Origin of the sequence: Chitinibacter tainanensis DSM 15459, from assembly GCF_000429785.1 — a bacterium.
Lineage (GTDB): Bacteria > Pseudomonadota > Gammaproteobacteria > Burkholderiales > Chitinibacteraceae > Chitinibacter > Chitinibacter tainanensis.
The window spans coordinates 23228-44467 of the sequence record NZ_AUCN01000021.1 but is presented as its reverse complement, the minus strand read 5'-3'; the positions used below and the strand labels follow the sequence as shown (position 1 = coordinate 44467).

Annotated in this window: 21 protein-coding genes; 6 read left to right on the top strand and 15 right to left on the bottom strand. The window is 59.4% G+C overall.

Annotated features, from left to right (window positions below):
• Positions 1–42: 42 nt before the first annotated feature.
• The 7 genes from acpP to G482_RS0109330 all read right to left on the bottom strand — a co-directional run bounded on the left by acpP (position 43) and on the right by G482_RS0109330 (position 5258).
• Positions 43–282: an acyl carrier protein gene (gene acpP / locus G482_RS0109355; protein WP_028449818.1), complete on the bottom strand. Its 240-nt coding sequence runs from the start codon at positions 280–282 to the stop codon at positions 43–45.
• Between the two features lie 198 nt (positions 283–480).
• Positions 481–1224 carry a 3-oxoacyl-ACP reductase FabG gene (gene fabG / locus G482_RS0109350; RefSeq protein WP_028449817.1) on the bottom strand — a complete coding sequence of 248 codons (744 nt, stop codon included), beginning with the start codon at positions 1222–1224 and terminating at the stop codon, positions 481–483.
• Between the two features lie 72 nt (positions 1225–1296).
• A complete protein-coding gene (gene fabD / locus G482_RS0109345; RefSeq protein WP_028449816.1) occupies positions 1297–2223 on the bottom strand; it encodes an ACP S-malonyltransferase in 927 nt (308 codons plus the stop codon).
• Between the two features lie 87 nt (positions 2224–2310).
• A complete protein-coding gene (locus G482_RS0109340; RefSeq protein WP_028449815.1) occupies positions 2311–3270 on the bottom strand; it encodes a beta-ketoacyl-ACP synthase III in 960 nt (319 codons plus the stop codon).
• 15 nt (positions 3271–3285) lie between these two features.
• Complete coding sequence (gene plsX, locus G482_RS0109335) at positions 3286–4332, bottom strand: phosphate acyltransferase PlsX (protein ID WP_028449814.1); 1047 nt, start codon at positions 4330–4332, stop codon at positions 3286–3288.
• Between the two features lie 226 nt (positions 4333–4558).
• Entirely contained in the window at positions 4559–4738 is a 180-nt protein-coding gene (gene rpmF, locus G482_RS20070) for a 50S ribosomal protein L32 (RefSeq protein WP_081986560.1), read from the bottom strand.
• Between the two features lie 25 nt (positions 4739–4763).
• Positions 4764–5258 (bottom strand): YceD family protein, encoded by a 495-nt coding sequence (locus G482_RS0109330; protein ID WP_028449813.1) that lies wholly within the window; start codon positions 5256–5258, stop codon positions 4764–4766.
• Between the two features lie 93 nt (positions 5259–5351).
• On the opposite strand from G482_RS0109330, the gene G482_RS0109325 reads away from it, so the two are divergent.
• The 3 genes from G482_RS0109325 (at position 5352) to G482_RS19585 (ending at position 7461) form a co-directional block, all read left to right on the top strand.
• Positions 5352–5951, top strand: coding sequence for a Maf family nucleotide pyrophosphatase (locus G482_RS0109325; protein ID WP_028449812.1), 600 nt, complete (start codon positions 5352–5354; stop codon positions 5949–5951).
• A gap of 75 nt (positions 5952–6026) precedes the next feature.
• Complete coding sequence (locus G482_RS0109320) at positions 6027–6734, top strand: SAM-dependent methyltransferase (protein ID WP_028449811.1); 708 nt, start codon at positions 6027–6029, stop codon at positions 6732–6734.
• A 106-nt stretch (positions 6735–6840) separates the two neighbouring features.
• Entirely contained in the window at positions 6841–7461 is a 621-nt protein-coding gene (locus G482_RS19585; protein ID WP_051258886.1) for a phosphatase PAP2 family protein, read from the top strand.
• A 2-nt stretch (positions 7462–7463) separates the two neighbouring features.
• On the opposite strand, the gene G482_RS0109310 is transcribed toward G482_RS19585, so the two are convergent.
• Together G482_RS0109310 and dinB are read right to left on the bottom strand one after the other, a co-directional pair.
• Positions 7464–9104 carry a methyl-accepting chemotaxis protein gene (locus G482_RS0109310; protein WP_034619397.1) on the bottom strand — a complete coding sequence of 547 codons (1641 nt, stop codon included), beginning with the start codon at positions 9102–9104 and terminating at the stop codon, positions 7464–7466.
• Between the two features lie 108 nt (positions 9105–9212).
• On the bottom strand, positions 9213–10277 hold the full coding sequence (dinB, locus tag G482_RS0109305; protein WP_028449809.1) for a DNA polymerase IV: 1065 nt from the start codon (positions 10275–10277) through the stop codon (positions 9213–9215).
• 150 nt (positions 10278–10427) lie between these two features.
• Between dinB and G482_RS18005 the strand changes: the two genes are divergently transcribed.
• On the top strand, positions 10428–11084 hold the full coding sequence (locus G482_RS18005; RefSeq protein ID WP_156905384.1) for a hypothetical protein: 657 nt from the start codon (positions 10428–10430) through the stop codon (positions 11082–11084).
• A gap of 192 nt (positions 11085–11276) precedes the next feature.
• On the opposite strand, the gene panC is transcribed toward G482_RS18005, so the two are convergent.
• The 5 genes from panC to pcnB form a co-directional block, all read right to left on the bottom strand.
• Entirely contained in the window at positions 11277–12119 is an 843-nt protein-coding gene (panC, locus tag G482_RS0109290) for a pantoate--beta-alanine ligase (RefSeq protein ID WP_028449808.1), read from the bottom strand.
• Complete coding sequence (locus tag G482_RS0109285; RefSeq protein ID WP_028449807.1) at positions 12116–12727, bottom strand: transglutaminase-like domain-containing protein; 612 nt, start codon at positions 12725–12727, stop codon at positions 12116–12118. Before G482_RS0109285 ends, panC begins: the two co-directional genes overlap by 4 nt.
• A gap of 33 nt (positions 12728–12760) precedes the next feature.
• Positions 12761–13552 carry a 3-methyl-2-oxobutanoate hydroxymethyltransferase gene (gene panB / locus G482_RS0109280; RefSeq protein WP_028449806.1) on the bottom strand — a complete coding sequence of 264 codons (792 nt, stop codon included), beginning with the start codon at positions 13550–13552 and terminating at the stop codon, positions 12761–12763.
• Positions 13553–13690: 138 nt separating this feature from the next.
• A complete protein-coding gene (folK, locus tag G482_RS0109270; protein ID WP_028449805.1) occupies positions 13691–14176 on the bottom strand; it encodes a 2-amino-4-hydroxy-6-hydroxymethyldihydropteridine diphosphokinase in 486 nt (161 codons plus the stop codon).
• A 5-nt stretch (positions 14177–14181) separates the two neighbouring features.
• Positions 14182–15531 carry a polynucleotide adenylyltransferase PcnB gene (pcnB, locus tag G482_RS0109265; RefSeq protein WP_028449804.1) on the bottom strand — a complete coding sequence of 450 codons (1350 nt, stop codon included), beginning with the start codon at positions 15529–15531 and terminating at the stop codon, positions 14182–14184.
• Between the two features lie 205 nt (positions 15532–15736).
• On the opposite strand from pcnB, the gene G482_RS0109255 reads away from it, so the two are divergent.
• Complete coding sequence (locus tag G482_RS0109255) at positions 15737–16582, top strand: PhzF family phenazine biosynthesis protein (RefSeq protein ID WP_028449802.1); 846 nt, start codon at positions 15737–15739, stop codon at positions 16580–16582.
• A gap of 69 nt (positions 16583–16651) precedes the next feature.
• Here the strand turns inward: G482_RS0109255 and G482_RS0109250 are convergent, their stop codons facing one another.
• Positions 16652–18322: a helix-turn-helix domain-containing protein gene (locus G482_RS0109250; protein WP_028449801.1), complete on the bottom strand. Its 1671-nt coding sequence runs from the start codon at positions 18320–18322 to the stop codon at positions 16652–16654.
• Positions 18323–18427: 105 nt separating this feature from the next.
• Here G482_RS0109250 and G482_RS0109245 point away from each other — a divergent pair, with 105 nt between their 5' ends.
• Positions 18428–21229, top strand: coding sequence for an ImpA family metalloprotease (locus G482_RS0109245; RefSeq protein ID WP_028449800.1), 2802 nt, complete (start codon positions 18428–18430; stop codon positions 21227–21229).
• Positions 21230–21240 lie beyond the last annotated feature (11 nt).

The following is a 21240-nucleotide window of genomic DNA, read 5'->3' as shown; positions in this document are numbered from 1 at the left end:
CCCGCTACGGCTAGCCATAGCGGAGGTCTGGAATCACCGAGATTACTTGTTCAGGTGGGCGTTAACGTAGTCAACGGCTTGTTGAACAGTAGTGATTTTCTCAGCGTCCTCGTCAGGGATCTCGCACTCGAACTCTTCTTCGAGGGCCATAACGAGTTCAACGGTGTCGAGTGAGTCGGCGCCGAGGTCGTTTACGAATGAAGAATCAATCTTAACGTCAGTTTCAGGCACGCCCAGTTGCTCAGCAACAATCTTCTTCACGCGCTGTTCGATGTTTTCCATGGATTTAGTTCCCAAGCCTTAATTAGCTTAATTCAGAAAAATGCGTTCGCATTCTACCAAAAATTTGGCGCTGCAAACAGTTACAAGGTGCAATAAGTCGCAAATTTACCTGTTTTCCGGCAAACGTGCTACCGCAGTTGCGGTTATTTTAGTTGCACTTCATCGGCTTAAACCGCAAACGGAGGCGATTCTAACCGATTAATTCATAAACATCCCACCATTTACGTGAATGGTGTTGCCGGTGATGTACGCTGCCTTGTCCGAGGCCAGGAAGCCCACGGCATCGGCGATGTCTTGCGCGTCGCCCAAGCGACCCAGCGCAATATTGGCAATCAGATGCGCTTTTTGCTCGTCCGGCAGACCACGGGTCATGTCGGTGTCGATAAAGCCTGGCGCAACCGCATTCACCGTCACACCACGGCTGCCGATTTCTTTAGCCAGCGATTTAGTAAAGCCAAACAGCGCGGCTTTGGCGGCGGAATAGTTGGTTTGCCCGGCATTCCCGGTTGCACCAACGACTGAAGCGATATTGATAATCCGGCCCCAGCGCGCTTTCATCATATTGCGCATCACGGCTTTGGATAATTTGTAAACCGGCTTCAGATTGGTATCCATGATGGCATCCCACTCTTCGTCTTTCATGCGCATCAGGAGGTTATCACGGGTGATCCCGGCGTTATTGACCAAGATCGCAATCGCCCCGAATTCTTTTTCGATGTCGGCCACGATGGCGTCACATGCACCTTCTTCGGTCACATTCAGGCGTTTACCCGCGCCGGTCGCGCCGGCTTCTTTCATGTAGGCGCTGATGGCTTCTGCGCCACTATCGCTGGTGGCCGTACCCACCACAATTGCGCCCATCCGGGCCAGTTCCAGTGCAATGGCTTGGCCGATTCCGCGTGAGGCACCTGTCACCAGCGCCACTTTACCTTGCAAACTCATCTTTAGCTCCCTATTGGGGGTATCACTCTACAGACCAATTATTTCAATCCATACAGAGCAATACCCTAAGTATTATTCAGCGCTCAGCAAAGCGTCCAGCGCAGCACCATCCACCAAGGCGACCGAATTAAGCTCTGGAGCGATCCGTTTATTCAGACCCACCAATACTTTACCCGGGCCGCATTCTGCCACTAGATCAACGCCGTCGGCGACCATTTTCTGCACCGTTTCGACCCAGCGCACCGGCTGATACAGCTGACGCACCAGCGCATCACGAATCTGTTCCGGATTGCTGTAGCTCGCCACATCTGCGTTGTGCAACACCGGAATCACCGGCGCTTGCAACTCGATGGTGGCCAGTTTCGCCGCCAGTTTCGCCGCAGCTGGACGCATCAGATCACAATGCGAAGGCACCGATACCGGCAACAGCAGCGCACGTTTAGCACCGCGGGCTTTACACGCCTCGCAGGCCCGCTCGACCGCCGCTTTATGCCCGGCAATCACCACTTGGCCAGGCGAATTGAAATTCACCGCCTGCACCACTTCGCCCTGCGCGCTTTCCGCGCAAGCGGCGATGATGTCGGCGTCGGCCAGATTCAAAATCGCGGCCATCGCGCCGGTATCCGCTGGCACGGCTTCCTGCATGGCTTCGGCCCGCAGGCGCACCAGCTCCAGCGCGTCGCCAAAACTCAGCACTTCGGCCGCCACCAGCGCACTGTATTCGCCCAGGCTATGCCCGGCCAGGACGGCGGGCTGTGCGCCACCACGGGCCTGATAGGCACGCCATGCGGCCACACCCGCGGCCAGCATCACCGGCTGGGTATTCACAGTGGCGTTCAGCGCTTCGGCCGGGCCGTCGCTGACCATGGCCCACAAATCTTGCCCCAGCACGCTGGAAGCTTCATCAAATGTGGCTTTCACAATCGGCATTTCTGCCCAGCCGGCCATCATGCCGACAGCTTGCGAACCCTGACCCGGAAAAACAAAAGCCAATGACATCGCTCACTCCTTGGTTGTGGCGGGCTAACCCACCCTAAAACAATTGTTTGAAACCCAATAAAAACGGCGCTGATGGCGCCGTTGGATTTAGTACTTGGCCAGAATAGCGCCCCAGGCAAACCCGCCGCCAATCCCTTCCATTAACAGGGTTTGGCCGCGCTGGATTTTGCCAGTGCGGATGCCATGATCCAGTGCCAGCGGAATCGAAGCCGCCGAAGTATTGCCTTGCTGAGCCAGCGTAACAATCACATTGTCCATGCTCATGCCCAGATGTTTGGCGGTGGATTCGATAATGCGCACATTGGCTTGGTGCGGCACCAGCCAGTCGATATCGCTCTTTTGCAAGCCTGCCTCAGCCAGCGTAGCCTCGGCCACATCGGCCAGCGCCCGCACGGCGAATTTGAAGACGGCATTGCCTTCCATATAAATCCACGGCTCACCATCGAGCACGCCTTGTTTCGGGCGCGCCGCGGTTTTCAAGATGCCGTTATAGCGGCCATCGGCGTGCAGCTTGGTCGCCAGAATGCCCGGCTCAGCAGACGCCGTGAGCACCACCGCGCCCGCGCCATCGCCAAACAAAATGCAGGTGGCGCGATCTTGCCAGTTAATTAGATTAGAGAGCTTCTCGGCCCCCACGACCACCGCGCATTTAGCCGCGCCGCTTTTGATCATGGCATTGGCCGTGGTCAGTGCATAGGCAAAGCCCGCGCAGACGGCCTGCACATCAAAGGCTGGAAAGCCATGCAGACCGAGTTTGTCCTGCAACAGACATGCCGTTGATGGAAAAATATTATCCGGCGTGGTGGTGGCTACGATCAGCAGATCGATGTCTTCCCGTGCGATGCCAGCGCTTTCGATGGCCCGCTCCACGGCGATCAGGGCCAGGTCGGAAGTTAACTGATCATCCGCTGCGATATGGCGGGCCGAAATCCCGGTCCGGCTCACAATCCACTCATCGCTGGTATCCACCGACTGCGCCAGCTCGTGGTTGGTGAGGATGCGTTCTGGCAGGTACGAGCCCGTGCCGGCTATGCGGGAATAAATCACAACGCCCCCTTGGCTTTATGCGTTCGGAACAGCCGCATCTGCGGCTTGAAGGTGCTGCAGCTCTTGCTGCACCTGATCGGTAATACGCTGAATCAGACCGGCGCGGGCTTCCTCAACGGCCTGAGCCAGCGCCCAGTAAAATGCCACTGAATCGGCACCGCCGTGGCTTTTCACCACGATGCCGCGCAAGCCCAGAAACGACGCGCCGTTATAGCGACGCGGATCGAGCTTGCGTTTAAATCCTTTCAATACCGGCATGGCCACCATGGCCATCAGCTTGCTGAGCCAGCTGCGGCTAAATTCGGCTTTCAGATAGGTACTGAACATTTGCGCCACGCCTTCAGAAGCCTTGAGCGTGATATTGCCGGTAAAGCCATCACAGGCCACCACATCCACGGTGCCCTTGTAGATGTCATTGCCTTCAACATAACCGGCAAAATTCAACCGGGTTTGTCGCAATAGCTCGGTGGCGGCCTTCACCACTTCATTGCCCTTGATGTCTTCCGAGCCAACATTCAAGAGGCCCACCGTTGGGCTAGCGCTTTGCTTGATCGCGCCATACATGGCTGAGCCCATGATCGCAAACTGCGTCAGCTGCTCTGGCGACGAATCGACATTCGCGCCCAGATCCAGCATCAGCGTTTCGCTGCCTTTCATGGTCGGCATCAGGCTGGCAATCGCCGGACGATCAATCCCCGGAATGGTCTTGAGCACAAAGCGCGCCGTGGCCATCAAGGCGCCGGTATTGCCGGCGGACACGCACGCATTGGCCTCACCCGACTTCACCAGATTGATCGCCACGCGCATCGACGAGTCTTTTTTGTTTTTCATGGCTAGCTGCGGCGATTCATCCATCGCCACGACTTCGGATGCCGGATGAATGCGCAGGCGCGGCCCCACTTCGACCTTGTGCGCGGTCAGCTCGGCGGCCAGCGCATCCGGCAGGCCCACCAACACGATATTCACATCGGGGTTATCGCGCAAAAAACGCAAGGCGGCCGGCACGGTAACATGCGTTCCGTGATCGCCACCCATGGCATCTACTGCAACGGTAATGTCCATCTGAAATCCCACCCAGTCTGACGCTACGTCCGACCGGAAAATACCAAGAAAAACCAGCGCCGAGGCTTTTCACACGGAAAAACTCAGGCTGGACTGGTCACCTCATCATGAGATGAGCGCACCAGTGTACTCGCTTGTGCTTGTAAAACGACGAACGGCGCAAGCGAGAGGTCTCACTTGCGCCGCTAGGCTAAGCAAAGCTTAGAGAGGCAATCAAAGCCGCGAATTACTCGCCTTTAGCCTTGATTACGCGACGGCCTTTGTAGAAGCCGTTTGGAGAAATGTGGTGTGGGCGATGAACTTCGCCAGTTGCTGGATCAACAGATACAGCTGGAGCTGACAGGAAGTCGTGAGCGCGGTGCATACCACGTTTAGAAGGTGATTTTTTATTCTGTTGAACGGCCATGTTAATACTCCTTAATACTCAGTTGTCATTCCGCTTTCCTGGTTTTCAACTGAGCCAGGACTGCAAACGGATTCGGTTTATCGCTCGCCAATTTGGCCAGCGCGTCTTTGTCACTGCATTGCGTATGCGTGGGCGCAATCGGCAAGGCCAGCAAGATTTCGTCTTCGACCAACGCCTCAATATCCAGCGCTGGATCAATCAGCATACCTTCCAGGTCTTCATCGATGGCTTCCGCCTCGTCGATGTCCGCCTCGCTGGTAAACTGAGTCAGTACGGTCTCGCTATGCAGCGGCCACGGCACCCCGGTCAGACAGCGTTGGCAGACCAACTGCAAATCACCTGTTACTTCCAAATAAAGCCACAAGCGTTGCAATCGATCCACGCCGCCTTCGATATGCCAGTGCACTTCACCTGACGTATCGGCCAGCTGATCGTGAAGGCGGGAAAGCTGGGCAAGTGGTATCGAACCCTTGAGTTCTTTAGCTTCTTGCGCAAATTCCGCGCTATGAATCACAGTCATCTTGGCTGCCGCGTAGAACCGGAAACCGCGCATGATATAATGCGCACCTACCCGTGTCAATTGCGCGTCGACCGCAAAAGGTGAACATTTCTTATGCAAAAACAAGCCCATCCTGCGCCCCGGCTGGTTCTGGCCTCGACCTCGGTTTACCGCAAGGAGTTACTTAGCCGTTTGGGCGTACCCTTTGAGGTGGCCGCGCCCGAAGTGGATGAAACCCCGCTGCCCGGCGAAACCGCCGCCCAAACCAGCGAGCGGCTGGCCATTGCCAAAGCACAAGCCCTGGCCGCGCGCTTTCCCGCCAGCCTGATTATCGGCTCTGACCAAGTGGCGCTACTGAATGGCGAGCAACTGGGCAAACCCGGCACGCACGCGCGGGCCGTGGCGCAATTGCAAGCCATGCGCGGGCAAAGCATTGATTTTCATACGGCCTTGGCCCTGCATAACACCGCCACAGGCCACACCCAGAGCGTGGTCGACATCACTCGCGTCACCATGCGCAATTATACCGACGCGCAGATTGAAAGTTATTTACAGCGCGAACAGCCGTACAACTGCGCCGGCAGCGCCAAAACCGAAGGTCTGGGTGTGGTGATGATCGCCAGCATCGAAGGCCGCGATCCGGCCGCCATCATCGGCCTGCCGCTGATCGAGCTGGTGAGCATGCTGAACGCCGAGCAGTTCGCCCTTCTTTAACCCCAAGGGTATTGCTCTGCAAGCAATATGAATCAATGCCCGCAGGGCAATACCCTTTAGCCAAGCGAAACCATCATGGCCGGCACCCTTTATTTAATTCCTGTACCGCTGGGCGGCGACACCCTTGAGCACATTTTGCCGCCCGAGGTGCTCCACATCGCCCGTACGCTGACGCATTTTGTGGTGGAAAACGCCAAAACCACCCGCGCGCATCTGAAGTTATTTGGCACTCCGCATGAATTACGCAGCCTGAGCATGGCCGAGCTCTCGGAGCACACCAAGCCACAGGAAGTCAGCGCCCTGCTGCAACCACTGCTCGATGGCCACGATGTGGGTCTACTCTCCGAAGCCGGCTGCCCCGGCGTGGCCGACCCGGGCGCGCGACTGGTGCAATTGGCGCATCAACGCGGTGTTCGCGTGATGCCACTGGTCGGGCCATCGTCCTTGCTACTGGCGCTAATGGGCTCGGGCGCCAATGGGCAGAAATTTCGCTTCAACGGCTATTTGCCGGCCGATGCCGGCCAGCGCCTGCAAACCATCCGCCAGCTGGAAACCATTTCCGCCAAAGAAGGCCAAGCCGAGCTTTTCATCGAAACGCCCTATCGCAATCCGGCGCTCTTTAGCGCGCTGCGCGATACCCTCAAGCCCGGCACCCGGCTCACCGTGGCCTGCGATCTCACCTTGCCCAGCCAGGAGATCCTCACACTGGATATCGCCAGCTGGAAAAAACGCCCCGAGCCGCAACTGAATAAGCGGCCAACGGTGTTTATTCTTCAGGCCTGAGCCAGCGCCGTAGCGCCGGCAGCATCGCCTGCCGCGGCGCGGATGTGAATATGTCCGCGCCAAGCTGAGCCACAGCCATTAAGCTGGCGCGCTCAGGAGAATCATCATGCCCAAACACCCTTTTCCGCTCATCCCAGCCAGCGCTTGCGCGCTGCTCTTTCTGGCCTTGATTGCTTTTTACCCGCAACTGGCATGGCTGGATGCGGCCGTTGGCCAAGCCCTCTATGGCGGTCACGCCGTAACGATTAGCGCGGCGCGCGGCTTGCAAGCCTTGGGTAGTGGCTGGGGTGTGGCTGCACTGGGCGCTGCGGCCGCGCTGGGCTTAATCCGGCATTGGCGCGATCGGCCGGCGGCATGGGGTTTGCTGGCAGCGCTGGTGGCCTGCGGCGCCAGCAATCAGCTGGCCAAGCTGTGGCTGGCTCGCCCCCGGCCGGAATGGGGGCCGCTACTGGCGCAGGCCAGTGGCTATTCGCTCCCCAGCGGGCACGCCATGGCCGCCAGCACCTTGGCCGCCGTGCTGGCCAGCATTGCCAGCCGGCATCGCCCCGCCAAACAAGCGCTGTGGTGGAGCCTGGCGGTGACCTGGGTTTTGGCCAGCTGCCTGGCCCGATTGGTACTGGGCGTGCACTACTTCACGGATCTACTGGCCGGCGTGGCGCTTGCCAGCCTGGTGGTGCTGGGCTTTCGGCAGTTTTATCTACAACAGGAACGGGGTATCTCGCTGTAGGCTCAGTGCTCAAAGCGATAGCGCTCAATACCCTGCTGTAGCTCACCACCTAGGCTACTGAGATCCTGCCCGATGCTGCGCATCGTGCTCACCCGCTCCATGCCATCGGCCAGTATCGCAAACAAGCCCTCCAACGCTTGCCGCTGCTCGTCCACACTGGCCAGCTGCGCCGCGATTTCGGCTGCAATCTGCCGGGTGGAAGCGCTGGTCTGCTCGGCGCTGCCGCTAATGGCCTGAATACGCTCGGTGGTCTGCGCCATTTGCGCCAAGCCGGTTTGGGTGCTGGCCATGATCTGGCCCATGGCTTGCTGATTGGCCTCGATCAACTTGGCCAGCCCCTGAATAATCAGATTGATTTCGTGCGTAGCTTCGCCAGTACGCTGGGCGAGTTTGCGCACTTCGTCGGCCACCACGGCAAAACCGCGCCCTTGCTCGCCCGCGCGGGCGGCCTCAATCGCGGCATTGAGCGCAAGCAGATTAGTCTGCTCGGAAATCTCGCTAATCGTGCCGGTAATGGCATGAATTTGCTGCCCCGCGGCAGCCAGCTGCACCACTTTATCGCTGGCCGCGGTGGCCTGCCCGGCAATGCTTTGCATTTCGGCTTCGCAGCTCATCACCGCCTGCAAGCCCTGCGCCGCCTGGCCGGCGGTGGCTTCCACCTGCTGCAGTATCTGCACCGACAACAGCTCGACCTGCAGCGAATTATCATTCAGCTGCTCGGTTACGGCGGTAACGGTATTGGCGCGCTGTTGGCGCGCCTCGCTAGCGGCCAGAATGCCATCCCCGGCTTGCGTCATCTCGCTGGCGGCCTGCCGCACGCCCTGTGCCAGCCGAAATAGCAGCCGCATTTGCGTCGTGAGCTGCTGCTGCAACACGACCAAGCTGGCTAGCACACTATGCTGATCCTGCCCGCGCAAGGCCGGTGGCGCGGGGCGTAATTCACCTTGCGCCAATTGCTGCGCCAGACCTTTGGCCTGTAAAGGATCGCCGCCCAAACGCTGCAACATTTCGCCATACAGCAACCACAGTAAGCCCGTCATCAAGAGTAAGCCCACCAAGCCCAGACCCAGCAACACCTGATCGGCAGTCTGCACCGCCGCACGCAGCTGGCTGGCCGTTTCACCGGCAAACTCATTGCCCTGCTTCACCACCGCATCAATACCGCGCCGATGCTGATCGTAGATGTTTTCCAGCCGCGCCAGCGCGGCCAACATCGCCGCCTCATCACCAGCTTTGGCGGCAGGCCAAAGCTGGCTGTGCTGCAGTTGCCAGAATTGCTCCCCCGCCGTTTTCGGCGCCCCGAGCAAAGCATTACGCAAAGTGGGATTAAAGCCTTCCTGCTCAGCCCAATAACGATTGCGCGTCTGGTATTCGCCCTCCAACCGTTGCAAGGTCGCCAACAGTGCATCACGCTCGGCAGCGGGCGCACGCACCAGCTGATGACTGACCAGCATGGCCTCCACCACATACAGCGGTGGCGGCAAAATATCGGCGACCACATCCTTGCCCAAGCCCATCCGATCAGCGGCAGCCGCCGTGCTATGCAATGTGCGATAAGCCATGCCGCTGAGCACCAACACCAGTACCAGCGATAAGGTCAAAATCAGCGCCAGAAAGCGCCGCAGGCTAAGTCGAGCCAACATGAATTCACTCCCACCTTGCAGTTTGACGGTGTACGTCAGAAAGACCCCATACAGAGTGTGGTAGTGCACTGCAACAGCAGTGTCAAATTCGTCCGTGCGCGGCCGGCACTAGCTCGAAAGCTCCGGCCACAATGGCAGAGTATAGCCCTGCGGCACTTCGCGCTCGGCATAGCGCACACCCAAGCCCAGCAAACGCACGGGCTTGGCGCCGCGTGTCCAGGCTTGCTGCAGCAATTGAGCGTACAGCGCCGGCGTAGGCTGCGGCTGGATGCATTCCATAGTGGTTTGGGTGAAGTCGTGAAATTTGATTTTCACAAAGGCTTTATGGGGGGTATCGGCCTGTGCGCGGCTCTGGCGCTGGCTAAAATCAGCATACAGGGTGGGTATCTGCGCTAAACACGCAGCCAGATCAGGCAAATCCTGCGCGTAGGTGTGCTCCACCGATAATGATTTGCGCTGTTCGCGCACCGCCACCGGCCGCTCATCCTGCCCGCGCGCCTGCCAGTACAGCGCCTCACCCAGCCGCCCCAGCACCCGCACCAGCTCGGCCTGCGGCCAGGCCTGCACATCGGCACAGGTATTAAGCCCCAGCTGGCTTAAGCGCGCGGCGGTGACCTTACCAATACCCCATAGTTTGCCCACCGGCAGGCTGGGCATAAAATCGGCGACATCCTCGGGCGTGATCACAAACTGGCCATTGGGTTTGCGCCAATCACTGGCGATTTTGGCCAAGAGTTTATTCGGCGCGATCCCGGCGCTGGCGGTGATGCCCACTTCAGCCTCGATCCGCGCGCGGATTTCCTGCGCCATCAACGTGGCGCTGCCCTGACAATGACTGAGCCCGGTGACATCGAGATAGGCCTCATCCAGCGATAGCGGCTCAATGCACTCGGTGTAGTCACAAAAAATCGCCTGCACCTGCTGTGAGGCGGCCTTATAGCGGGCAAAATCGTGCGGCAGCAGCACCAGCTGCGGGCACAGCCGCAAAGCCGTGCGGGTCGGCATGGCCGAATGCACACCAAAGCGGCGGGCGGGATAATTGCAGGTGGAGATCACCCCGCGCTGATCGGGCGCGCCACCAATCGCAATCGGCTGACTGCGTAATTCGGGCCGGTCGCGCATTTCCACCGCCGCGTAAAAGCAATCGCAGTCGATATGAATAATTTTGCGCACACCCGCCTCCGCGGCCAAAAACCAAAGTGTACGATCGTTCACCTTATTGGGCAAGCCATGCTGCCGCTGATCAGCCCGGCGGGCACCCTACCGCCCCGGGTGCGTCCAAGCTATTGATAATACAAGTGCTGCTGTTTGCCGGAGTGGATCATGGCTTCCTCAATATCCCCGCTAAGCTTGAATACCAGTGCCGCCCAGATCGAACGCGGGCGGGTCAATGTCCGGGTGGCCAGCGCCACCACGCCACAGGAAAAAGTCGACCTCCGCGGCGAAAGCCCCAGCGCGCCGCTCACCTACAGCAATCCGAAAAACCCACGCATTGTGCCGCCCGATTTAGAAACCCTGCTCACCGAATCGGCACGAAAAGTGGATGAAATGCTCAATCTGATTCGCCCGCTGGTCGAGCAGCAGGGCCTGCAGATCAATCTGGTGGCTAGCGGCCAGCAGCGCCTGCAAGTGGATCAGGACACCATCGATGCGGCCAAGGCCGCGATTGGTGAAGATGGCGAATTCGGAGTGCGCAAAGTGGCCGAGCGGATTTTAAGCTTTGCCAAATTTGCGATAGGTGATGATCCAGCCCAGCTGGATAAAATCGAAGCCGCTGTCGCCGATGGCTTTGCCGCCGCCAAGCAGGCGCTGGGCGGTACGCTGCCCGAGATTAGCGAGCAAACCTTCCAAACCATCAAAGATGAATTTGCCCGCTGGCGCAGCGAAGGCATTCCGGCCGGCGATACCGTGAGTTTGCCCCGCGCCAGTAGCGATACCCCTGCCAGTACCAGCCCTAATACCATCCAAACCAAGGCTTAGCAAGCTATACCCCAGAGCAAAACAGACCGCCATGGCGGTCTGTTTGGTTTGATGCTGTCCGCGACTGCTGGAAAGCAACGGCTGCTGAATCAGCGATAGATGGTTTTGCTACGCACGATGTAACTCAACCTTGGCCAGCTGAGGATGGATCGGCTGCGAATCACTCCGCAAATCGATCAGCGGCGCGACCGCTTAGCCCAGCTGCACTTCGATATTGTCGATCAGCCGCGTAGTCCCGAGGCGAGCGGCGATCAGGATCACCAGCTGTTTATCCCCGGCGGCCGCGGGCTTGAGGCTAACCGCGTTGCGGGTTTCCACATAATCAATCTCATGCCAGCCGCGCACCCGCAGATCGGCCACGGTTTCGATGGCCAGCTTGGAATAATCGCGCTCGCCCGCCTCAATCGCCCGCTTCATCCGGCTGAGGTGGTAATACAGCCGCGGCGCTTCGGCGCGCTGGGCTTCATTCAGATAACCATTGCGCGATGACAGCGCCAGCCCATCTTCGGCGCGGCCCGTATCCACCGGCACAATCCGAATCGGCATATTCAGGTCATTCACCATGCCCTGAATCACCGCCAGCTGCTGGTAATCTTTTTTGCCAAAACAGGCGACATCGGCCTCAACAATATTAAAAAGCTTGCTCACCACCGTGGCTACGCCACGGAAATGGCCGGGGCGGAAGGCGCCACACAGCTCATCGGCAATCGCTGGCGGGTTCACCTGATATTGCTGAATCACATTCGGGTACAGCTCTTTTTCATCCGGCGCGAAAATCACGTCCACCCCGCCATTGACGGTGATCAGCGCAGCGTCGGCGTCCAGCGTGCGCGGGTAGCGCTCAAAATCTTCGCCTTGACCAAATTGCAGGCGATTAACAAAGATACTGACCACGGTATGCGCCGCCCGACGGCGTGCTTCCTGGATCAGCGCCATATGCCCCGCATGCAAATTGCCCATGGTCGGCACAAAGGCCACGGTGCCCACGGTTTTACGCCACTCGCGCAGCTCGGCAATGGTATGGATGATTTTCATAAGTCAGATTTCGCAGGAGGAAAACAATCAATCGGTGCGGCCCGATAGGCGCTGACCGAAGCACAGGCGCGCAATTGGCGCACTAGCTCCGGCCACGGCTGGGCATACACACCGGGATACAGACATTCGCCCGGATATTGCACCGGATACGCCAGCTGTTCAAGCGGCGGACTAAATTGGGCGTACACGCCCGGTTTGCTATTGCCGCGCGCATCCAGTCGATACCAGCCCAACTCCGGCAAATACACGGCATTAAGGCCATGCAGGCAAAACGGAGCCGCCTCGCCCGACCAGGTCAGGCGCTGATAAACCAAGCTACAAGGAAGTTGATTGGCGCGCAGCAAGGCCGCCAGCAAATGGCTTTTGGCATAACAAAAGCCCGTGCCCTGGAGCAGGGTTTCGCTGGCGCTGACTGGCACTTCTTCGCGGCCAGCATCGACGCAATGGCTGATTTGATCGCGCACCCAGACAAAGCAGCGCTCGATCAGCAACCGCGCGGGCGGCTGATCGGCAGCTAGCTCGCGCGCTAGCGCTGCCACGGCTGGATGATCACCATCCAGCTCCGGGCTAAAGGCCAGATACGGCGCAAGTTGCGCAGGGCTGAGCATGGGCGGCAGGCTTGGAGACGCAGTGAGGCTAAATTAGAAACTATGCTCTTCGGCCGGGAAGCTCAGCGCCTTCACCGCTTTCACGTAGTTTTCTACCGCGCCCTGAATACTACCCACACCGGTCATGAAGTTTTTCACAAAGCGCGCTTTTTTGCCCGGATACACGCCCAGCATATCGTGCAGCACCAGCACCTGGCCATCCACCTGCACGCCCGCGCCAATGCCGATGGTCGGCACGTGCAGTGATTCGGTAATCTCGGCCGCGACGCTAGCGGGCACCATTTCCATCAGCACCATCGCAGCGCCGGCGGCTTGCAGCGCCAGCGCATCGCGCTTGAGGATTTCAGCTTCGGTTTCGGTTTTGCCCTGCACCTTATAGCCGCCATACACGTGCACCGATTGCGGCTGCAGGCCGATGTGGGCACAGACCGGAATTCCGCGCTGCACCAGGAAATCGACGGTTTCAACCATCACGGCGCCGCCCTCCAGCTTCACCATTTCCGCGCCGGCGGCCATCAGGCGGGCGGCGTTTTCGTAGGCTTGCGCATGCGAAATCTGATAACTGCCAAAGGGCAGATCGGCCAGTACCATGGCTTTCTGGGTGCCACGCACCACCGCCTGCGTGTGGTAAACCATATCATCCATGCTCACCGGCAGGGTTGAGCTATGGCCTTGCACCACATTGCCTAAAGAATCCCCAACCAAGAGGATGTCCACCCCGGCTTCATCCAGCAAGGTGGCAAAACTGGCGTCATAGCAGGTCAACATGGCGATTTTGGCGCCATCGAGCTTCATTTTTCGCAGGGTCGAAAGGGTAGTTTTCATGATGGGTAATCAAGCCGTTTCGTTGAAAGGGGCACTCATGGTGCGTTGCATGATCGTAATGGAGTCAGGGTGGAAAATCGACCCTTTTTGTGTCAGGGCTTGATCCTGATTCAATGTGGCGACAACCGCCCACCCGGCTTAGACCGGATCGAGGCGATACAGTGCCTGATCAATCACCTGCCCGATCAGGGCGGCCGCCGGCCCCAGACCGGGAATCTCCACCTCGGGGGCTATCTCTAGCAAAGGCAATAAAACAAAGGCGCGCTGATGCATACGCGGGTGGGGTATTTGTAGCTCAGGGGTATCAAGCTGCAGCGCGTCGTAGAGCACTACATCCAAATCCAGCGTACGCGGCGCGTTTTTAAAGCTGCGCTCGCGGCCTAGCTGTTGCTCAATCTGCAACAACGCCGCTAGCAGCGCCGTGGGTGCGAGCTCGGTCTGCACTGCACAGACGGCATTAATAAAATCAGGCTGATCGGCATAACCCACGGGCGCACTGGCATACAGCGAGGAGCCGGCCAGTAATTGGGTGTGCGGCAATTGCGCAATCGCGGCCATAGCTTGGCGCAATTGCGCAGCTGGGTCGCCCAGATTGGCGCCCAGCGCGATATAGGCAATGCTCATCCGGCTTACTCGCCCTGCCCGCCGCCACGGCGGCCATCTGGGCGGCGATGCCGCGTGCGGCGCCGGCGTTTTTTCTCGACTTCGCCACCTTTACCGCTGGCCACCGCTTCGGTCACCAGCACTTCGCGGGTGCCGTCGTCGCAAACTTGAAATTGCGTCCACCAGTCGGCCAGCTCTTTTTCTACCAGCCCGCATTCAGCGCGCAAAAGCAGAAAATCATAGGCCGCCCGAAAGCGCGGTTGCTCCAGCATGCGGAATGGTTTTTGCCCGCTGCGCTGCTCAAAACGTGGCTGCAACAGCCAGATTTCTTTCATGGCCGCGCTATAGCGGTTTGGAATCGACAAGCGCTTGGTGACTTTGGCTTCGACATCGTTCATGGCCTCGACCAGCGCCGGTACTTTGTGCTCACCCGCGGCCACTTTCTTTTGCCAGCCAGCTTCCACTTCATGCCAGAGCAAGGTGGCAAACAAAAAGCCTGCCGACACCGGTTTGTCCTCGGCCAGACGCTGATCGGTATTAAGCAGCGCCTGCTTCAGAAAGGCCGTGGTTTCCTTCTGGCTCATCAGTTTATCGAGCAGCGGAAAGAGCGGCCGATGCAGGCCGTAATTGCGCATGGCCTGCAGGCAATCCCAGGCCTTGCCCGAGAGCAAGACCTTCATCATTTCATCAAACAGCCGCGCGGGCGGAATGTTTTCCAGCAATTGCGCGTGTTCTTTAATCGGCTTGGCAGTGTCCGCTGCAATCTGTAAGCCCAGCTTCGCCGCCAAACGCGTAGCGCGCAGCATGCGCACCGGGTCTTCGTGATAGCGCTTGACCGGGTCGCCAATCATCACCAGCTGCTGTTTTTCCAGATCTTCCACCCCGTGGTGGAAATCGATGATTTCATCGCTATTGGGGTCGTAATACAGCGCATTGACGGTGAAATCGCGGCGCGAGGCGTCTTCTTCCAGCGTGCCATACACATTGTCACGAATAATGCGGCCAGTGGCATCGGTGGGCGAATCGGCGCTACCGCGGAAGGTGGTCACCTCGATGATTTCTTCGCCACCGCGATCGTAAAACGGCACGTGCACGATGCGAAAGCGCCGACCAATAATGCGCGAGCGGTGAAACAGATGCCGCACTTGCTCGGGTGTGGCGCTGGTGGCCACATCAAAATCTTTGGGCGATTTGCCGAGCAGCAAATCACGCACCGCGCCGCCGACGATATAGGCTTCATAACCCGCATCCTGCAGCTTGTCGCAGACTTTCAGCGCCCCGGAATGGAGCTGTTCACGGCGAATGCCATAGTGTTTGGCATGCAAAATGCGTTTACCCGGACGGCGTAGCACCTTGCCAATCAGTTTACGAATCATGGCGGTCTATTTAGCGAAAACGATGCGAAACCGTGCATTATACAAGTGCCCAGTGGCCTGCGTGTCATTTTCGGGATTAAAGGTGGCCCGCTGTGCGCCGCGGCCCGCCCTGAGAGCCGACTGTATCGTCTGGCAGAGGCGCCGACTGTGCTTAGCAAGCCCGCCCAGACCCCGTATGATGGCAATCCACCCATCGGAGCCCGCCATGCCGCAACTGCGCTATCAAGTAGTGAATGTCTTTGTGACCGACGAGCTGTGGAGCGGTAATCCGCTCGCGGTTTTTCAGCCAGAACAGCCTCTGGATGAGCGCACCATGGCGCGCCTGGGCCAGCAGATGAATCTGTCCGAAATTACCTTCACTGGCCCCAGCCTAGTGGCCGATGCCAGTGTGCGAATTTTCACGCCCAGCTACGAAATGCCCTTTGCCGGCCACCCGACTTTAGGCACGGCCTTTGTGCTGGGTGCCGGGCGCCAGCTGCTCACGCTGGAAACCCGTGCCGGGGTGATCCCGGTGGCGCGCGAGGGCGATTTGCTGACCTTGCAGGCCAATGCCCCGCAATATCGCGCCGGCCCTAGCGCCGAGGACATTGCCGCCGCGCTGTCGCTCGAAGCCAGCGCAATTGCCGGCACGCCACGTTTTGTAAACACCGGCAGCGAGCAATTGATTGTGCCACTCGCCAGCCCGGCCGCCGTGGCGGCTTGCCAGCTGAATCTGGCGCAATTTGAAGCCGTGGCCTGCAATCAGGAAGGGCGTTCGGGTGCGCTGGTGTGGGCGGCCGATCCGGCCGACCCAACGCGGATTATCGCGCGTTATTTCTGGAGCCAGCATGGCCAGGCCGCCGAAGATTTTGGCACCGGTTCGGCCTGCGCCAATTTGGGTGGCTGGCTACTGGCCGAAAACGCCGCCCTGCCCCTCAAGCTCGCCATGGAGCAAGGGCACGGCATCGACCGTATTGCCCGCTTGAGCTTACACATCAATGTACAGGGCGAGATACAGGTAGGGGGTAAGGTTAGGAGCATTGGCCACGGGGAATTCCAGCTGCCGGATTAAGCCGCAGCGACCATGCAGGTGCACGGCACCGAGCTTGCAATGCGCCGCCGGACAAACCACCACGGTGGGCTAATGTTCGCTGAGGCTTTGCTGTGCTTGCTGCAGCTGCCCGCACACCGCTGCCCACAAGGCCGGCCAGCGCGAATCTGCGGCGGCTGGCGGCGTGCGGGCTTGCAGCCAGGCCAGCGCGGCACTGAGCTCGGCATAGCCCGCCCCTTCACTGCGGCTCCATAGCCCCAGCCGGCGCACCACCGGCGCGGGCATACCCCATTGCGCCAGCAGCACCAGCGCCCCCCGGCTGTGGTGCGCCAAATCGCCGGCCAAACTGGTGCTGGCCAACAAGCAAGCCTGCGCCGCCCACTCAATGCCTTCCTGCTCAGCCGCCGGCACCGCCAGGCTCGCCGCTACGGCGCGCAAAAACAGTGCCGCGCTAAGTAAATCAGGGGTATTGCTCTCCAGCCATTCATCTGCATTGGCTAGCGAGGCATACCCCACATCACAAATACTATTGGCCGGTAGCAGTGTCGCCACCTCGGCCAGCGGGCGCAGGCCTAGCGCGCCGTTTTCGGCTTGATTCAGCTCCGCCAGCAGCAAGCAGGCCAGCTTGGGATTGACCTGCGCCAAGGCCTGCACACGCGCCGCGCTCAGCGGTTTAGTGGCTAAGCCCTGCCGCTGCCATGCCGGCACCACAGCCATAAAGCCTGCCGCCCGCTCGCCCTGCTGCGCCGCGCGCCGAAATTGCGCAGGCGTACAGCCATACCAACCGACAAAGGCACGCTCAAAGGCGCTGCGTTCGGCAAAACCCAGGGCAGAGGCAATGTCTTCCAGCCGCTGCTCGCCCACCAGATACTGCACGGCGGCACGGCGTTTTAATTCCAGCACCAGCCGGCTAAACGAGGTTTGCTCCGCGGCCAGTTGCCGCCGGTATTGCGCCACGCTCAGGCCCAGCGCTTTGGCCACGGTTTCTTGCTCGGCCAAACGCAAACGTTCGCCCGGCAGCAAATAGCGGCAAGTGCGCTGAGCCAAAGTGTCAGCCGCCTGCTGGGCTTGTAGCCCGGCCAGAAAATGCGGCTGCAAGGCGGCCCAGAGGCTGGCGCTGGCATTGGGCAGCGGGCGCTGCCACTGCGCAATCGGCCAGCTGAGGGCAAACGCAGGTGCTTGCCAGCTCAGGTTGTGCGGCAGATGCGGGGCGAGCTCCGCCGGCTGCACGGCCTGTGTCATCAACGCGGCCGCCAGCGGTGGCTGCGGCTCAGCCAGCAAATGCTCCAGCAAGCGCGCTAGCCAGACACAGATTGCCTCATAGCGCAGCAGCATCCCCAAGCGCTCGGCATGCAGCAGCGGGCGCAGCTGCAGGGTGAACTGGGTTTCGGTCAGGATCAGCGTCAGGCTGCCATCCGGAAACGACAACGGCCCCAGCTGCACAAGGGTATTAACCGCCTGCGCGACGGTATTGGCGCTGCGCAAAAAATACAGCAGCCCATTGCCCGCCCCCAGATCCAGCGCCGCCGCCACCTGCACCAGGATGTGCGGTGCGCCTGCGGCGTGCAGGTATTCATGCAATTGCAAAGCCAGCTCACCGGGCATTGTATCGCTACAGCTGGCCTCGACCCGACGCAGCCCAAAGCGACTTTCCAGCACCTGCAATACCTCGGGCCGGCTGGCCAGCAGCGGATACAGCGGCTGCAAATGGCGCAACTCGGGGGTGTGCAGCCCGCGCGGAAAAGTTGTGATCTGGCTCATAAAGCTGCCCGAATGTCATAAAAGTGAGCGCCATTATCATATCAGCATTTACTGATGATCCTTAAACTGCGCCGCTCGAACTTAACCTGACCATAGAACAAGACAATGATGTGCGCATTCAAACGATTATGGCCCAGCCTCGCCTTGCTAAGCCTGCTCGCCGGCTGTGGCGGTGGTGGCGGTAGTAACAGTGGCGGCAACGTCGGCACTGGCAGCCCGAGCGCCACTGCCGCGCCAGGTGGTAGCAGCGGCCCAACCCTCAACCAAGTGGATAACAGCGGTCTGCAGCAACCGGCCACCAGCCCACTGGTCTTGGCGCTGCAAACCGGCAACCCCAATTTGCTCAGCGCCGCCGATCAGCCCACGCTCTTGCAACTGGCTACCCAGCTGGCCGAGCGCTATCAACAGCAGCAAAGCCGCGCACTGACCAGCATTTTCGGCGGTGGCACTCTTGATCTCAGCGTGAATTTCACGACCAATAGCAGCGAAATCGGCATTGCTCAGCCCACCGTGGCAACGCCACTGTTATTGGCCGACGATGGCAGCGGCATGGCAGCGATTGCCCAGTATGGTCGGGGCCGGGGGATGGGCTATGGCGTGGACATGCTCAATTGGCAAGCCAACCAAAGCCGTGAAACCCAGCACAGCGCCTTTTTTACCCGCGCCATGCGCTGGCTGATCACCGGCAATGCCGACACGGCGCTGCCCAGCTTGGTGAAATACGCCGTCGCCGGCTATGACAGCAATACCGTCAGCCGCTGGCTCAGCCGCGCCGGCAGTACCGGCAACGCCATCAGCTGTGATCTCACCCAAAGCGGCAATAGCTGCTGGCAAAACGCCGATTTGCTGGTGTTTGGCAGTAGCGTGCGCAACGACCCAGCGCTGAGCAATCAGGTCCGCCAATATGTCGAGCAAGGCAAAGCGGTACTCTACCTGCACCCAAGCTGGACGGACTCGGCCGGTGGCCGTAGCGTACTGGCCGGCATGGGCATGAAGCTGGGTGATTATCCGGGCAATTACTTTGCCCCAGCCGCCGGCGTTTCGATCGGCAGTAGCACCACCCGCAGTGGCCTACTTGCGCGGCTCGATCAAATGAGCGGGCTGGTTGGCACTTTACGCGCCATGGGTCAGGCCAAACCGGCACTGCAGCTCAGTACCGATAGCAGCATCACCCAGCCGATTACCCAGCAATTTAATGCGCTGGCCAGCCTGCAAAGCCGTGGCGTGGATATTTTCCAGGAGCCCACCAGCGACTTGCATCGCCTGCTGGTGTTGTGGGCGGATCTGTATCGCAAAGATATTCAATACGGCAAGATCAACCGTGATACCGCTCCGGGCGATTTTCTGCGCACCTATGCTGCCGATTCATGGCTGGTATTTAACCGCGCCAACACGACGGTGAGCAAAGCTGGGCAGGGTGATTTTATGCCTGTGTCGGCGCAGAGCATGCCGGTAAGCAGTAGCGCGGAAACCATCGAAGTCACTATCGGCCAGAGTGGTGGCAATACCGCGATTGGCCGTGCGGCGATTCCGGGCAAACCGGTGTACATCGAAGTGGTGGATAACGGTGGCGCTAGCGCACTGAATATCCAGACCAACTACCTGCGCGCCTATGGCAACCCACTCACCGACTCGGTCAACGAGGGCTACAAACGCCCGCGCCGGCCGCATTCGTTTGCCATTCCACTGAAGGCCAGCGGCGAAACAACCTTTGTGACTCCATTTGGCGGGCCACTGTATCTGAATTACAGCGGCGCAACCGCTGGCCGCTCAGTAACGCTCAAAATCCGCGGCAGCGCCAAATATGCGCACTTCGATTTCACCAAGCCAAGCAATCAGGCCGAGATCGACGAGGCCATCGCGGCGATGCAACGCGCTGACTTTGGCTGGCAAACGGCCAAATTTGAAGGCGGTGAGATCCAGCAAACCATGTATTACGCCAAGCAGGCCATGGGTAGCCTCAGCCCGCAAACCTATGTGATTGATCAGATCAAAGGCCTGCTGTTCGATTCCAATCACCTGGCGAATGGCTTTAGCAATATGCCGATGAGCAGCACGGTGGCGAGTTTGTGCAGCACCTTTGGCTGGACCTGCGATGGCCCGCAGCATCGGGCGCCGAGTGTGCAGCATTTTGTCGGCTGGATTGCCGCTTGTGGCTACCTCTGCTCGGGTAACCCATCGGATGGCTTTGCCGGTATCGGGGGTACTGGCTGGGGGCACGCGCACGAATTGGGCCACAACACGGTACCCCGGGTCATGACCATTGAATTTGGCGGCAAAGGCTGTGTGGTGGAGTGCAATAACAATATCCTCGCCAGCATCCATATGATGCGGCAATACAAAATTGCCGGCATCGATACTGGCCATACCACCGATCATCCGGGCCTGTATGCCGATATTGTCGCCAACCGCGCCAGCGGACTGAGCGGCAATGCCAAGGTGATGGATATGCAAACCCGGCTTTGGGATATGGATAAGGGCCAAGACCCCATGCGCGCGGTGCATTTCCAGCTGGCCTTCCTGTTTAGCCGCTACCGCGCTGGCGAGAGCATTCCGAGCATGGAAAAAACGCTGGACTTCTTCACCCTGCTCACCAAAGGCAACCGGCTGGTGGACAACGCGTGGGAGAGCGGCAATAAATTTGCCATGAGCCGCTTTGCCAACAAAACCATCAGCAACCCCGACCTGCTGTATGTGTTGAGCTCCAAGCTGGTGGGCAAAGATTTACGGCAGATTTTTGCCATGTACGGCATCACCGTTGGCCAAACCGCGCTGGATTCAGTGGCCGATCTGGGGCTGGCCGTTTTGCCTGAGCAGTTTTATGCGCTGGCGCGCAATAAATACAATCAAGTTGGCAGCGGACAATGGCTCGATCTCTCGGCCAGCACGCCGGCTTATCCGTATTAATCCACCGCGCG